The organism is Synechococcus sp. BA-120 BA3, from assembly GCF_034931285.1.
Classification (GTDB): domain Bacteria; phylum Cyanobacteriota; class Cyanobacteriia; order PCC-6307; family Cyanobiaceae; genus Cyanobium.
This window is the reverse complement of the sequence record NZ_JAYGHZ010000033.1, coordinates 1-12,167: the sequence shown is the minus strand read 5'-3', so window position 1 is coordinate 12,167 and position 12,167 is coordinate 1. Positions and strand designations below refer to the sequence as shown.

At 70.5% G+C, this 12,167-nt stretch carries 14 protein-coding genes; 7 read left to right on the top strand and 7 right to left on the bottom strand.

The window, feature by feature from the left end; genetic code table 11:
* The first annotated feature begins 126 nt into the window (after window positions 1-126).
* Window positions 127-1,386, top strand: a complete 1,260-nt coding sequence (locus VB737_RS02920) for a gamma-glutamyltransferase family protein (RefSeq protein WP_500310989.1) — start codon at window positions 127-129, stop codon at window positions 1,384-1,386.
* A 3-nt stretch (window positions 1,387-1,389) separates the two neighbouring features.
* On the opposite strand, the gene VB737_RS02915 is transcribed toward VB737_RS02920, so the two are convergent.
* Window positions 1,390-1,908, bottom strand: coding sequence for an HdeD family acid-resistance protein (locus VB737_RS02915; protein ID WP_323306199.1), 519 nt, complete (start codon window positions 1,906-1,908; stop codon window positions 1,390-1,392).
* A gap of 56 nt (window positions 1,909-1,964) precedes the next feature.
* Window positions 1,965-2,351: a hypothetical protein gene (locus tag VB737_RS02910; RefSeq protein ID WP_500310987.1), complete on the bottom strand. Its 387-nt coding sequence runs from the start codon at window positions 2,349-2,351 to the stop codon at window positions 1,965-1,967.
* A 123-nt stretch (window positions 2,352-2,474) separates the two neighbouring features.
* Between VB737_RS02910 and VB737_RS02905 the strand changes: the two genes are divergently transcribed.
* Complete coding sequence (locus VB737_RS02905; protein ID WP_500310985.1) at window positions 2,475-3,242, top strand: potassium channel family protein; 768 nt, start codon at window positions 2,475-2,477, stop codon at window positions 3,240-3,242.
* Here the strand turns inward: VB737_RS02905 and VB737_RS02900 are convergent.
* Window positions 3,170-4,654: an NAD(P)/FAD-dependent oxidoreductase gene (locus VB737_RS02900; protein WP_500310983.1), complete on the bottom strand. Its 1,485-nt coding sequence runs from the start codon at window positions 4,652-4,654 to the stop codon at window positions 3,170-3,172. The genes VB737_RS02905 and VB737_RS02900 overlap by 73 nt on opposite strands.
* A 203-nt stretch (window positions 4,655-4,857) precedes the next feature.
* Between VB737_RS02900 and VB737_RS02895 the strand changes: the two genes are divergently transcribed.
* From VB737_RS02895 to VB737_RS02875, 5 genes are read left to right on the top strand one after another with little or no spacing between them, the layout of a single operon-like run.
* Window positions 4,858-5,826: a CobW family GTP-binding protein gene (locus tag VB737_RS02895; RefSeq protein WP_500310981.1), complete on the top strand. Its 969-nt coding sequence runs from the start codon at window positions 4,858-4,860 to the stop codon at window positions 5,824-5,826.
* A 7-nt stretch (window positions 5,827-5,833) separates the two neighbouring features.
* Window positions 5,834-6,949, top strand: coding sequence for a WD40 repeat domain-containing protein (locus VB737_RS02890; RefSeq protein WP_500310980.1), 1,116 nt, complete (start codon window positions 5,834-5,836; stop codon window positions 6,947-6,949).
* Window positions 6,946-7,941, top strand: a complete 996-nt coding sequence (locus VB737_RS02885; protein ID WP_500310978.1) for a metal ABC transporter solute-binding protein, Zn/Mn family — start codon at window positions 6,946-6,948, stop codon at window positions 7,939-7,941. The genes VB737_RS02890 and VB737_RS02885 overlap by 4 nt, the downstream gene beginning before the upstream one ends.
* Entirely contained in the window at window positions 7,941-8,729 is a 789-nt protein-coding gene (locus tag VB737_RS02880) for a metal ABC transporter ATP-binding protein (RefSeq protein WP_500310976.1), read from the top strand. Before VB737_RS02885 ends, VB737_RS02880 begins: the two co-directional genes overlap by 1 nt.
* A complete protein-coding gene (locus VB737_RS02875; protein WP_500310973.1) occupies window positions 8,726-9,571 on the top strand; it encodes a metal ABC transporter permease in 846 nt (281 codons plus the stop codon). The genes VB737_RS02880 and VB737_RS02875 overlap by 4 nt, the downstream gene beginning before the upstream one ends.
* Here VB737_RS02875 and VB737_RS02870 read toward each other — a convergent pair.
* From VB737_RS02870 to VB737_RS02855, 4 genes are all read right to left on the bottom strand, one after another.
* The gene (locus VB737_RS02870) at window positions 9,563-10,282 is read right to left on the bottom strand and encodes a 3'-5' exonuclease (RefSeq protein WP_500310971.1); all 720 of its coding nucleotides are present in this window, start codon (window positions 10,280-10,282) and stop codon (window positions 9,563-9,565) included. The two genes, VB737_RS02875 and VB737_RS02870, sit on opposite strands and share 9 nt — an antisense overlap.
* An 87-nt stretch (window positions 10,283-10,369) precedes the next feature.
* The gene (locus VB737_RS02865; RefSeq protein WP_500310969.1) at window positions 10,370-10,705 is read right to left on the bottom strand and encodes a hypothetical protein; all 336 of its coding nucleotides are present in this window, start codon (window positions 10,703-10,705) and stop codon (window positions 10,370-10,372) included.
* Window positions 10,706-10,989: 284 nt separating this feature from the next.
* Window positions 10,990-11,871 carry an ion transporter gene (locus VB737_RS02860; RefSeq protein ID WP_500310967.1) on the bottom strand — a complete coding sequence of 294 codons (882 nt, stop codon included), beginning with the start codon at window positions 11,869-11,871 and terminating at the stop codon, window positions 10,990-10,992.
* Window positions 11,871-12,167 (bottom strand): ATP-binding cassette domain-containing protein (locus VB737_RS02855; protein ID WP_500310965.1); only part of this gene is annotated, 297 nt, incomplete at its 5' end. The genes VB737_RS02855 and VB737_RS02860, both read right to left, overlap by 1 nt.

Sequence of the window (12,167 nt, the reverse complement as noted above, 5' to 3'; positions counted from 1 at the left end):
GGTGTAGCCGGCGGATGTCAACTCTACCGTGACGGGCCGACTATACGGTCTTTTTTTCCAGGCAGAAGGGGGCATACGAGATACCCTAGCGTCTCGTGGGCTCGGAGATGGGTATAAGCGGCGGCCCTGGCCCAGCGCTGCTACGGACGCCTGCCGCTGGCCCAGGTGATGGCACCGGCGATCCGGCTGGCCGCCCAGGGCTTCACGGTGAGCCGCGAGCTGAGCGATTCCCTTTCCGCCGCCGCCCCGCGTCTGCAGGCCGATCCCGTCTCCCGCCGCCTGTTCCTGCCGCCGCCGGTGCCGGGCACAGTGTTGCGCCAGGGCGAGCTGGCGGCCAGCCTGCGGCGCATCGCCGCCGAGGGGGAGCGGGGTTTCTACACAGGGCCGGTGGCCGATGCCCTGGTGGCGGCCATGGAGCGGGGCGGCGGCCTGATCACCCATGCCGACCTTCGCGCCTACCGCGCCCGGCTGGTGCGGCCCCTGCGGCGCGACTTCCGCGGCCATCCGGTGCTCTCCATGCCGCCCCCCGGCGGCGGGCTCACCCTGCTGCAACTGCTGGGGATCCTCGAACCCTTCGACCTGGCGGCCACCGGCCTCAACAGCGCCGCCAGCCTCCATGCCATGGCCGAGGCCATGAACCTGGCCTACCGCGACCGCAACGCCCTGCTGGGCGACCCCGACCAGGTGCCGGTGCCGGTGGAGCGGCTGCTGTCGCCGGCCCACCTTGACGGCCTGCGCCGCCGCATCGATCCGCAGCGCCACACCCCGGCCCCGGCGCTGGAGGCGGCCGCTGCCCGTGAAGGCACCAACACCACCCACCTCTCGGTGGCCGACCGGCAGGGCGGCCTGGCGGCCCTCACCACCACCCTCAACTTCCCCTACGGCAACGGCATCACGGTGCCGGGGGCAGGCTTCCTGCTCAACAACGAGATGGACGACTTCACCGCCCTCCCCGGCAGCGCCAACGCCTTCGGCCTGCGCCAGGGGTCGGCCAACGCCATCGCCCCCGGCCGGCGGCCCCTCAGCTCAATGGCCCCCACCCTGGTGTTCCGCCCCGATGCCCGCCCCTGGATCGCCACGGGCAGCCCCGGCGGCAGCCGCATCATCACCACCGTGCTGCAGGTGCTGCTCAACCGGATCGTGCACGGCCTCAACCTGGCCGGGGCCGTGGCCGCCCCCCGCATCCACAGCCAGCTCTGGCCGGATCGGATCGATGCGGAGGAGGGCCTCAGCCCCGACAGCCGCCGCCTGCTGGAGTCCATGGGACACAGCGTCCGGCGGGCCCCGGCGATGGGGGCGGCCAACAGCGTCGAGGTGCTGCCGGGGGGCGGCAGCCTGGGGACGGTGGATCCGCGCCGGGCCGAGGGCCTGGCCGTGGCCGAATGAGCCTCAGCCCTCCGCGGCGGGCGGGGCGGCGGTGATCAGGTTGAAGGCGGAGAAGGCCAGGCCGAAGCCCAGCAGGGTGCCGATGGCCCAGATGCTGTCGGAGGGCCACTCGGCGATCAGCATCCCCCCCAGCACGACGGTGACGATGCCATCGAGCAACACCAGGCCCCGGGCCGGCCCGGCGCCGGCGGCGGCGCCCGCCAGCTCCATCACCCCCTCGACGGCGAGCAGGACGCCGATGAACAGGGTCAGGCTGACGGTGCTGGCCACCGGGAAGACCACCAGACCGATGCCGCCCACCACGTAGAGCACCCCGGAGATGGCGCGGAACACCTTGCTGCGGGTGTCATCGGCCGAGGTGAGCCGCAGCAGCTGGGAGATCCCCGCCGCCACCGCCACGCCGCCGAGGGCGATGGTCAGCAGGGTGGCCGAGACGAAGGGAAGCGCCAGGCTGAGCACGGCGGCCACCAGCAGCAGGCCGGCGGTGACCCAGCGCAGGGTGGGGGAAGCGGGGACGGACAAGGGCTTGGGGAGGCTGGTGGGAGGTTAGGCCGCTTTCCCTAGGCCGACCGCCGGGCTCAGCGGGAGCGCGGCGGGCCGTTGTAGAGGATCGCCACCACCCGGCGGCCGTCCGGGGCGATCTGGATCTCCGTTTCCGTGGTGGCCGGCAGGCCCTTGGCCTCCCAGCCGGGGGGGCCTCCGAGGAAGCGGTAGACGAAGCCGTCGGCGTCGCTGCGCACCAGGCAGGGGTTGGAGGCCGCCGAGGTGGTGAACATGCAGTTGGCCGGGGTGTAGACCGTCAGCCCGCCGTTGCTGAGCACGGCCGCGTTGCGGGCCAAGTTGAGGGCCCGGACTTCGTTGAAGGGGATCCCCTGGGCCAGGGCCGGGGCCATGGGGGCCACCGCCAGCAGGAGCCCGGCGGCGGCGGGCAGCAGGCGGGCGGCGGGCCGGAAACGGAAGGCCATGGAAGTCCTTGCGGGTGTTTCCAGTATCCATGCGCTGACCATGCGCTGGACGGTTCCGCGCCTCCGGACCGCCGCTCGCCGCAGACTCCCGACGTACCTTGATCTCTCCGATCCATCCCCTTCGTGATCCGACCTCTGGCGGCGCCGGCCACGCCGGACGGTCTGCGGCGCCGGCGGCACCGCTTCTACCGCCGGCTGCTGTTTCTGTGTCTGCTGGTGATGCTGAGCCTGGCGTTTCCCCAGGCGTTGCGCCTGGCCGGATCGGCGGGCTACTTCCTGATCACGCTGCTCACCACCGTCGAGCTGGGTGGCTTCCTGGCCGGCTCGGTGGCCCGTGATTGGGGGGACCGTCTGTACCTGGCGCTGGGAGGCGCCAACCTCGTCGCCCAGCTGTACTGGCTGCTGACCCCCGAGTCGCGGCGCCTGTCCGGGGTGCCCCTGCTGCTGATCACCACCCTGTTCATCGGCTGGAGCCTGGTGCGGCTGCTGCGGACCCTGGGCCGGGAGCCCCGGGTTACCCGGTCGGTGGTGGTGGGGGCGGTGGCCGGCTATCTCCTGCTCGGCCTCAGTGGCGGCCTGGTGCTGAGCGTGCTGGAAACGATCCAGCCCGGCAGCTTCCTGGCCAACACCGCCGATGACCAGGCCGCCATCGTGCGCTCCCACGCAGGGGTTCCCACCAGCAACCACTGGGAGCTGGACTTCGCCCGCATCAATTACTTCGCTTTCGTGAGCCTGACCACCACCGGTTACGGCGACATCACCCCAGCCCGGCCTCCGGCGCGCATGGCCAGCGTGGTGCTGGGCATCACCGGGCCGCTCTACATCGCCGTGATCCTGGGGGTGCTGATCAACCGGTTCAAGGGGCCGGAGGGGGGCGCTTCCGGCGATTGAGTCGCGTCAACCGGCGGCACGGCCCGCTCCAGGCCCACATCCACCCCGAGGTGCTGGTCGGGACGGCCGGTGATCAGCAGCGCCGTGCGCTGGCGGGTGGCGATCTGCCACATCCACTTGCTGAACAGGGCGATGCGGTTCTCGGTGTCGGGAATGAAGGCCAGATGGGCCAGCGCCCAGAGGATCCAGCCCGCCAGCCCACTGACGTGCAGTCCGCGCAGATCCGCCACCGCGTACCAGGGACCGATCACGGCCATGCTGCCCAGGTCGAACCAGCGGAACGGCGCGCTTTGGCGGCCTTCGAGGCCCGCCAGGATGTCGCGCGCCACCCAGCCGCCCATCTGCACCGCCGGTCCCGCCATGCCCGGCAGCACCCGGCCGTCGCCGGTGTGGGCGTAATGGCAGAGATCGCCCACCGCCCGGATCTCCGGGTGACCCGGCAGCGAGAAGTCGGCCTCCACCTGCAGCCGTCCGCCCCGGTCGACCGGGGCGCCGGTGCGTTCCGCCAGCAGCCGGCCCAGGCGCGAGGCGCGTACCCCCGCGGTCCAGCAGATCGTGGCGGCCTCCAGGTCGCCGAGGCCATCACCGCCGGCGCCCGCCTCCCCGGCGCAGGCGTCCGGGGGGCGGCGCAGGAGCACCCGGCCCGGTTCGATGGCGGCCACCATCGTGTTCAGGCGCAGCTCGACGCCGGCCCGCTCCAGGTAGGCCGCGGCGTCGGCGGAGAGTTTGGCCGCCATCGCCGGCAGCACCCGATCCACCGCATCCAGCAGGATCACGCGGCACTGGGCCCGGTCGAGCTGCTTGAAGTCGCGCTCCACAGCGCGGTGCATCAGCTCGATCAGGGAGCCGGCCAGCTCGCAGCCCGCCGGCCCGGCCCCCACCACCACCACCGACTGCAGGAAGCGGCGCCGCTCGGGATTCCTGGTCTGCTCGGCCTCTTCGAGGGCCATCAGCAGCCGGCGGCGGATCTCATCGGCGTGCTCGAGGATCTTCATCGGCGGCGCCAGGGGCCGCCACTCCTCGTGGCCGAAGTAGGTGCTGCCGGATCCACTGGCGAGGATCAGGTGGTCGTAGCCGTAGCGGTGGTCGTTGAACACCACCTCCCTGGCCTCGGTGTCGATGTCGACCACCTCGCCCAGCAGGATCTGGATGTTGGGGGCCTGGCCCACCATCTGCCGCAGGGGGGACGCCACATCCGCTTCCGACACCAGACCGGAGGCCACCTGGTACAGCAGGGGCTGGAAGAGGTTGAAGTTGCGCTTGTCGATCAGGGTCACCCGCACCGGCTGTCCCGCCAGCACATGACAGGCCTTGAGTCCGGCGAAGCCCCCGCCGACGATCACCACATGGGGCCAGTCGGCCATGGCGCCGTAGGGCGGATCCAGCTCGAGGAAGAAGCGTTCTTGGGCCATCAGGCGAAGAGGGCCATCGGGCGGATCCTCAGGAACGAACCGTAGGCAGCCCATCGCGGCGGGGCGGTAGTGACGGAAGCGGTTTGGCGGACGGGCTGGCGGGGTGACCCGCCGTGACCGCCAGGGGGACCGGGACTGCTAACTTGAAAATGATTCCCATGTCTGGCCCTTTGGGTTCTGCTCCGATGCGCTCGGCCCCTTCCATGGCCCCTGACCGGGATCGCCTGCCCGTCACCGTCCTCACGGGCTATCTCGGCTCCGGCAAGACGACGCTGCTCAACCGCATCCTCACCCACGAGCACGGCCTCAAGGTGGCGGTGATCGTCAACGAATTCGGTGAGGTGGGCATCGATAACCAGCTGGTGATCGATGCCGATGAGGAGATCTTCGAGATGAACAACGGCTGCATCTGCTGCACCGTTCGCGGTGATCTGATCCGCATCATCGGCAACCTGATGAAGCGCCGCGATCGCTTCGATCACCTCGTGATCGAAACCACCGGCCTGGCCGATCCGGCGCCCGTGATCCAGACGTTCTTCGTCGACGAGGATCTGCGCGACCAGCTCCGGCTCGACGCCGTCGTCACCCTCGTGGATCTCCGCCATGTTGAGCAGCACTGGGAGAGCGAGGAGGTGCAGGAACAGCTGGCCTTCGCCGATGTGCTGCTGCTCAACAAGACCGATCTGGTGGAGGCGGAGGCGCTTGAGGCCATCCGCCAGCGCACCCGGGCCATCAATCCCCTGGCCCGGGTGATCCCCACCTGCCGGGCCGATGCGGCGATGGACCAGATCCTGGGCGTGGGAGCCTTCGAGCTCGAGCGGGCCCTGGCGATCGATCCGGAGTTCCTCGCCTCCGACCATGACCACGAACACGACGATGCCGTCAGCTCGGTGGCCTTCATCGAAGCGCGGCCGATGAGCTACAAGAAGCTGGGCGCATGGATCGACCGGCTGGTGAGCGAGCGGGGTCCTGATCTGTTCCGGATGAAGGGCATCATCCAGTTCGATGGCGAGAGCCACCGCTACGTCTTCCAGTCGGTGCACATGCTGATCGACAGCGCCAGGGATCGTCCCTGGCGGGCCGACGAAACCCCCCGCACCGATTTCGTGATCATCGGCCGCGATCTCGATGAACCCGCCCTGCGGGCCGGTTTCGAGGCCTGTGTCGCCTGATCCGGCCATGGCGCCCCCCCAGGCCCTGGTGCAGGAACGCCTCTGCGGCACCTGCGGCAACGCCATCACCGCCCAGGCCTGGTCGGCCGATGGTGAGTTCCTGGCGATGGCCACGGCCGGCGGAGAGTTGCTGCTGCTCGATTTCCGGGCGGGCTGCGAGGAACTGCTGCGCGGGGAGCGCGACAGCAGCCTCGATGCGCTCGGTTTCAGTCCCGACGGCCGCTTTCTGATGGCGGCGGGCCAGGACGGCGAGCTGCTGCTCTGGGAGATGGGCGGCACCGGGGTGCGGCCGATGGCCTTCGACCCGGTGCCGCTGCAGGCCGGCTGGCTGGATGCGGCCGCCTGGCGGCCCCACGGGTCCCTGCTGGCCCTGGGGGCCGGCCGGCGGGTGAGGCTCTGGGACGGGGACGCCCGCGCGCTGCGGCAGGAGAGCCAGGAGCTGGAGCGCACGGTCTTGTCTTTGGCCTGGAGCCGGGATGGCCAACGGTTGGCGGGCGCCTGCCACGGCGAGGTGCTGCTCTGGCGGCCGGACGATCCCGGGGAGCTTCCCCAGCGCTGCGCCACCGGCTCCGCTGGCGTGGCCCTGGACTGGTCGGACCAGGGGACCCTGCTGGCCAGCGGCCAGCTCGACGGCTCGCTGATGCTCTGGCCCGACGGAGCGGCCGGCCGCGGCTGGCAGTTCAGCGGCTTCCCCGGCAAGGTGCGCTCCCTGGCCTGGTGCGACCAGCCCGGGCGCCTGGCCCCCCTGCTGGCGGTGGCCTCCTCCGACATCGCCGTGATCTGGAGCCAGCAGGATCGCGGTGCCAAGGGCTGGAAGCCGGAGCCCCTGGTGCTGCACGAGGGCCGGGTCAACGCCGTCGCCTTCGCCCCGGGCACCAGCCTGCTGGCCAGCGCCTCCAGCGATGGCACCGTGGCGCTCTGGGATGGCCGCGGCCGCCTGCAGCAGCTGCTGGAGGGCGACGGCCAGGCGATCACCTGCCTGAGCTGGCGACCCGATGGCCGCCACCTGGCCGCCGGCGGCGACCAGGGCCAGTGGTGGCTCTGGCCGGTCTCCCTGCCCCCATCCGCCCGTTCCCGCCCCCAGCCGTCCCGCCCACCCCGTTCCGGAGGTTTCGCCCCATGATCCAGCCCCCCGTCCGTCGTCCCGTCCTGGCCCTGGCCGCCGGGCTCTCTGCCCTGCTCCTGGGCTGCCGCCCCGCGGTCCAGGCACCGGACACCCAGGCCGGCCGGGCCAATCGCCCGAGCGTGGTGACCACCTTCCTGCCGATCACCCTGTTCACCCGGGCCGTCGCGGGCGACTGCGCCGAGGTGACGGCCCTGATCCCCGCCGCCAGCGGTCCCCACGATTTCCAGGCCCGCCCCGGGGACGTGGCGGCCCTGAAGAACGCCAGGGTGCTGGTCAAGAACGGTCTGGAGATGGAGTCGTTCCTGGACAAGCTGGTCAAGGGCGCCGAAAACCCCGACCTGAAGGTGATCGACTCCAGCAGCGGCATCCCCACCCTGGAGAACCCGGAGATGGCCGGCGAGGCCAAGGCCGATGGGCACGACCACGACCACGGCCATGACCACGGCCACGACCATGGCCATGACCACGGCCCGATCAATCCCCACATCTGGCTCGATCCGGTGCGGGCCGCCCAGCAGGTGGACAACATCCGTGACGGCCTGATCGCCGCCGATCCCGCCTGCGCCGACGGCTACCGCCGCAACGCCGCCGCCTTCAGCGGCCAGCTCCGCCAGCTCAACACGGAGTTCGAGAAGCAGCTGGCGCCGTTCCGGGGCAAGACCTTCGTGGTCCTGCACGATTTCGCCCCCTACTTCGCCGACCGCTACGGACTCAAGGCCGAGTACCTGGTGGATGTGCCGGAGCAGAACCCCTCGCCGGCGGATCTGGCCCGGGTGGCGGAGACCGTGAAGCGCACCCAGCTGCGGGCCCTGCTCAGCGAACCCCAGGAGGGCAACCGCTCCTTCAATGCCCTGGCGGGGGATCTGGGGATCCGCATCAGCGTCTTCGATCCGCTGGAGACGGGCACCGATCAAGCCTCCCGCGACCCGGGCACCTACGCCGCGGTGATGCGCCGCAACGTCACCGACCTGGTGAGCGCCTTCCGCTGATGGCCGTGCTGGAGGTCGAGGGCCTGCGGGTGCTGCGCGATGGGGTGCTGGCGGTGGATGACGTCAGCTTCCAGCTCGCGGCCGAAAGCGACACGGCCCTGGTGGGGCCGAACGGGGCCGGCAAGAGTTCGCTGGTGGGGGCGATCCTCGGCCTGATCCCCCGCCAGGCCGGCGAGGTGCGGATCCTCGGCCACCGGCTGGGGCCCACCGGCCAGCTGCCGGCACCGGTCCGGTCCCAGCTGGCCTTCCTGCCCCAGACCCTGCCGCTCCAGGGGCGCCTGCCGCTCACCGTGGCCGAGTTCGTTGGCTTCGGCTGGGATCCTCCCGGTCCGCGTCTGCCCTGGAGCGGCGGTGCCAGACGCCGCTCCGCCGTGAGCGCCGCCCTGGCCAAGACCAGCTGCGAGCCGCTGGCGGAACGGCTGCTGAGCGAGCTGTCGGGGGGGCAGCTGAAGCGGGTGCTGCTGGCGTTCTGCGTCGTGCGGCCCCGGCGCCTGCTGGTGCTGGATGAGGCCCAGGCCGGCCTGGACGCCCCTTCCACCGAGCAGTTCCACAACCTGCTGTTCGACCTGCGCCGCAGCGAGGGCTGGACCGTGCTGCAGGTCTCCCACGACCTGGACATGGTGCGGCGCAGTTGCGACCAGGTGCTGTGTCTCAACCGCCAGCTGCGCTGCAGCGGCCGCCCCGAACTGGCCCTCTCCCGCGCCCAGCTGGAGCGCCTGTACGACCCGGCCGACCTTCCCAGCCAGCCTCGGCGCCGGGCACCGATGGGCCGACCCCGGATCGGATGACGGATCTCTCCCCGTTCAGCGCGGTGATCGGCCAGCCCTTCATGCAGCGGGCCCTGGTCGGCGGGCTGCTCACCGGGGCTCTGGGCGGTCTGCTGGGCAGCTTCGCGGTGCTGCGGCAGCTGTCCTTCTTCAGCGATGCCCTGGGCCATTCGGCCCTGCTGGGCATCAGCCTGGGCATCCTGCTGGGGCTCAACCCCACCCTGGTGCTGATCCCCTTCGCGGTGCTCTTCGCCCTGCTGGTGAACCTGCTGGTGCAGCGCAGCCAGCTGCCCGCCGATGCGCTGCTGAACATCGTCTACTCCACCTCCCTGGCCTTCGCCGTGGTGGCCCTCAGCCTTGTGACCACCTACAAGGGCGGGATCCAGCAGCTGCTGTTCGGCGACATCCTCGGCATCTCCTGGCTGGATCTCGGTCTGATCGCCGTGCTGCTGGTGGGGGCGGTGGCCTACCTGCTGGTGAGCCTGCGGGCCCAGGTGCTGGTCACCCTGCAGGCCGATCTGGCCGGGGCCTTCGGTGTCGGCAGCCAGTGGCACCGGATCGCCTTCATCCTGCTGCTCGCCGTGGTGGTGGCGGTGTCGATCAAGGCGGTGGGCGTGCTGCTGATCAGTGCCTTCGTGGTGATCCCGGCCTGCGCCTCCAGGCTGGTGAGCCGCCGCTTTGGCACCTACCTGGTGCTCTCCTCTGTCATCGGCGGCGGCTGCGCCGTGCTGGGACTGCTCGGCTCGGGCCTCACCAACCTGCCGTCGGGCCCGTGCGTGGTGATCGTGCAGTTCTTAGGCTTCCTGGTCGCCCTGGGCGTCAGCCAGTGGCGGCGGCAGCGGGGCAGGGCGGCCCTAGCCTGAAGCTTGCCGATGCGCCGCCAGCACGATGCCTGCGCAGGCCTCGGCATCGGAGAGGGCATCGTGGTGCCGGAGCGGCAGCCCCAGATGCCGGCACACATCCGGCAACTTGGTGGGGCGCAGATTCCAGGCCTGACGGGCCACCTGCACGGTGCAGACGAAGGGCTGGGCCGGGGGCCGCAGGCCGGCCTGCTCGCAGCAGGCCCGCAGCACACCGGCATCGAAGCTGGCGTTGTGGGCCGCGATGAACTGCGCCCCATCCAGGCAGGCCGCCAGCCGGGGCCAGAGCTCGGCGAAGCTGGGTGCATCGGCCACCTGCGACCAGCCGATCCCGTGAATGGACGTGAACAGGAACGTCCGGCGCGGCGGCCGGATCAGGTGGTGCTCGCGGCGCACGATCGTTCGGCCCTCCACCCGCACCAGGGCGATCGAGCAGGCACTGTCCCGGCCCTGATCGGCGGTCTCGAAATCCAGCGCCACGAAACAGCCCTGGGGACCATCCACCAGGCCAGCGCCGATCGCCGGCGCGGCAGTTGGTCGGTATCGGGACAGGACGGCTTCGGCGCTGCGCAGAAGGCGCCGCTCGTCACGGTCAAGGTTCGCGGCACCCCAGCGGCTGCGGTACTGCAACAGCTGCTCATAGCGACGAGCATCCCCCTCCGCCCAGCCCCCAGCCCTGAGGGCGGCGCGATGGCCCGGCTCCGGCGTCGGCATCACTGATGGAAGTCCTTTGGGGGGGCTTCTGCAGTCTCCCCGACCACCGCCCTCAGGGTTCCGATCCAGGAAGCCGATCCACCCCGCCTACTCGACCTGCCGGACTTCGATGGTCGCGATCGGCAGGTGGTTGCTGGCTTTGCAGACGGCGGAACCACTGCCCGTACCGCCATCCTTGGTCCGGCTGGTGAACGTCCATGCGAAGGTGCGCTGGGCGCCGTCATCGCCGGTTTTCGTGAACGGGCTGGTCAGTTTGTAGCTGGCTGGATGCAGCAGCTTGTTCTTGACCAGTTGCTCGCAATCCGCCTGTTGCTCCGGCCGCCGGTCCTTCATGGCCAGCTCGGGGGAAGGCTGGTTGGAGAAGGCCAGCTTGACGAGCAGTCCGATGGTGACGGCAAGGATCAAGCCGGAGACGCTGAGCACGGCCAGGCGCCATCGCGGTGCCCCCGGGCTTCGGGGGCTCCCTTTGCGCGGGCGCCGGGACTTGCGGCCGGACCGGCGCGGTTGGGGCTCAGGGCGTTGGCTGGATGGACTTGGTTTCCGGGATCTTCTCAGGCTTTTCAGCCATAGTGAGAAAGGATGCTCGCTCACGCCAGCCCTTCCGCTGACGTGAGCTGTGGTGGAAGGATGGACGGCAACGGAATGAGGCTTTTATCACACCATAACAATGGTCCGGCTTCCGCACGTCACCAGCACCTCCCCGTCACTCAGAGCTCGGCACCGCAGAACTTGCAGTGGCGGGCATCCGGATCGTGCCCGCCCTTGAGGCAGGCCCCACACACCACCGGGCTGGCCGTACCCTCCTGCGGCGGCCGCAGCACCGACAGGCCGATCTCGGCGCTGAGGATGCCGGTGGGCACGGCAATGATGCTGTAGCCGATCAGCATCACCACCGAGGCCATGAAGCGGCCGAGCGGTGTCACCGGCGCCACGTCGCCATAGCCCACGGTGGTGATCGTCACGATCGCCCAGTAGATCCCCACCGGGATGCTGCGGAAGCCTCGCTCGGGGCCCTCGATCACGTACATCAGCGAACCGATCAACGTCACCAGGGTGATCATCGCCAGCAGGAACACGGTGATCTTGCGCCGGCCGGCCACAATCGCGTCCCAGAGCAGATTCGATTCCTGCAGGTACTCGCCCAGCTTCAGCACCCGGAAAACCCGCATCACCCGCAGCATCCGCACCACCAGGAACACGTGGGCGCCACTCACCAGCAGGCCCAGAAAGCTGGGCACGATCGAGAGCAGATCCACCACCCCGAAGAAGCTGCGGGCATAGCGCAGGGGCGCTCTGACGCACAGCAGCCGCAGCAGGTACTCGAGGGTGAACAGCAGGGTGAAGAACCACTCCAGCACGTCGAACAGGCGGTCGTGGCGCACCCGCAGCACCGGGTCGCTCTCGATCACCACCGTCAGCACGCTCAACACGATCGCCACCAGCAGCACCACGTCGAAGCTCTTGCCGGCGGGGGTGTCGGTTCCGAAGATCGTGCGGAACAGCCACACCTTTCCGTAGGTGCGGCGAATCCCCAGGGCCACCAGCAGCAGTCCGCCGAGGATCCCCGGGATCAGCAGGGCGGGGGGCATCAGCAGGTTCCTCCCAGGTAGGAGGCGCGCAGGCCCGCATCGGCCAGCAGTGCCTCGGCGCTGCCCTCCAGGCCGATGGCGCCGCCCTCCAGCACCACGCCGCGGTCGGCGATCTCCAGGGCGGCGGTGGCGTTCTGCTCCACCAGCAGCATCGAGAGGCCGCCGGCGTGCAGCGCCGCCAGGGCGGCCATCACCTCGGCCACCAGCTTCGGTGCCAGGCCCAGGCTGGGCTCATCCAGCAGCAGCAGGCTGGGCCGGCCCATCAGGGCCCGGGCGATCGCCAGCATCTGCTGCTC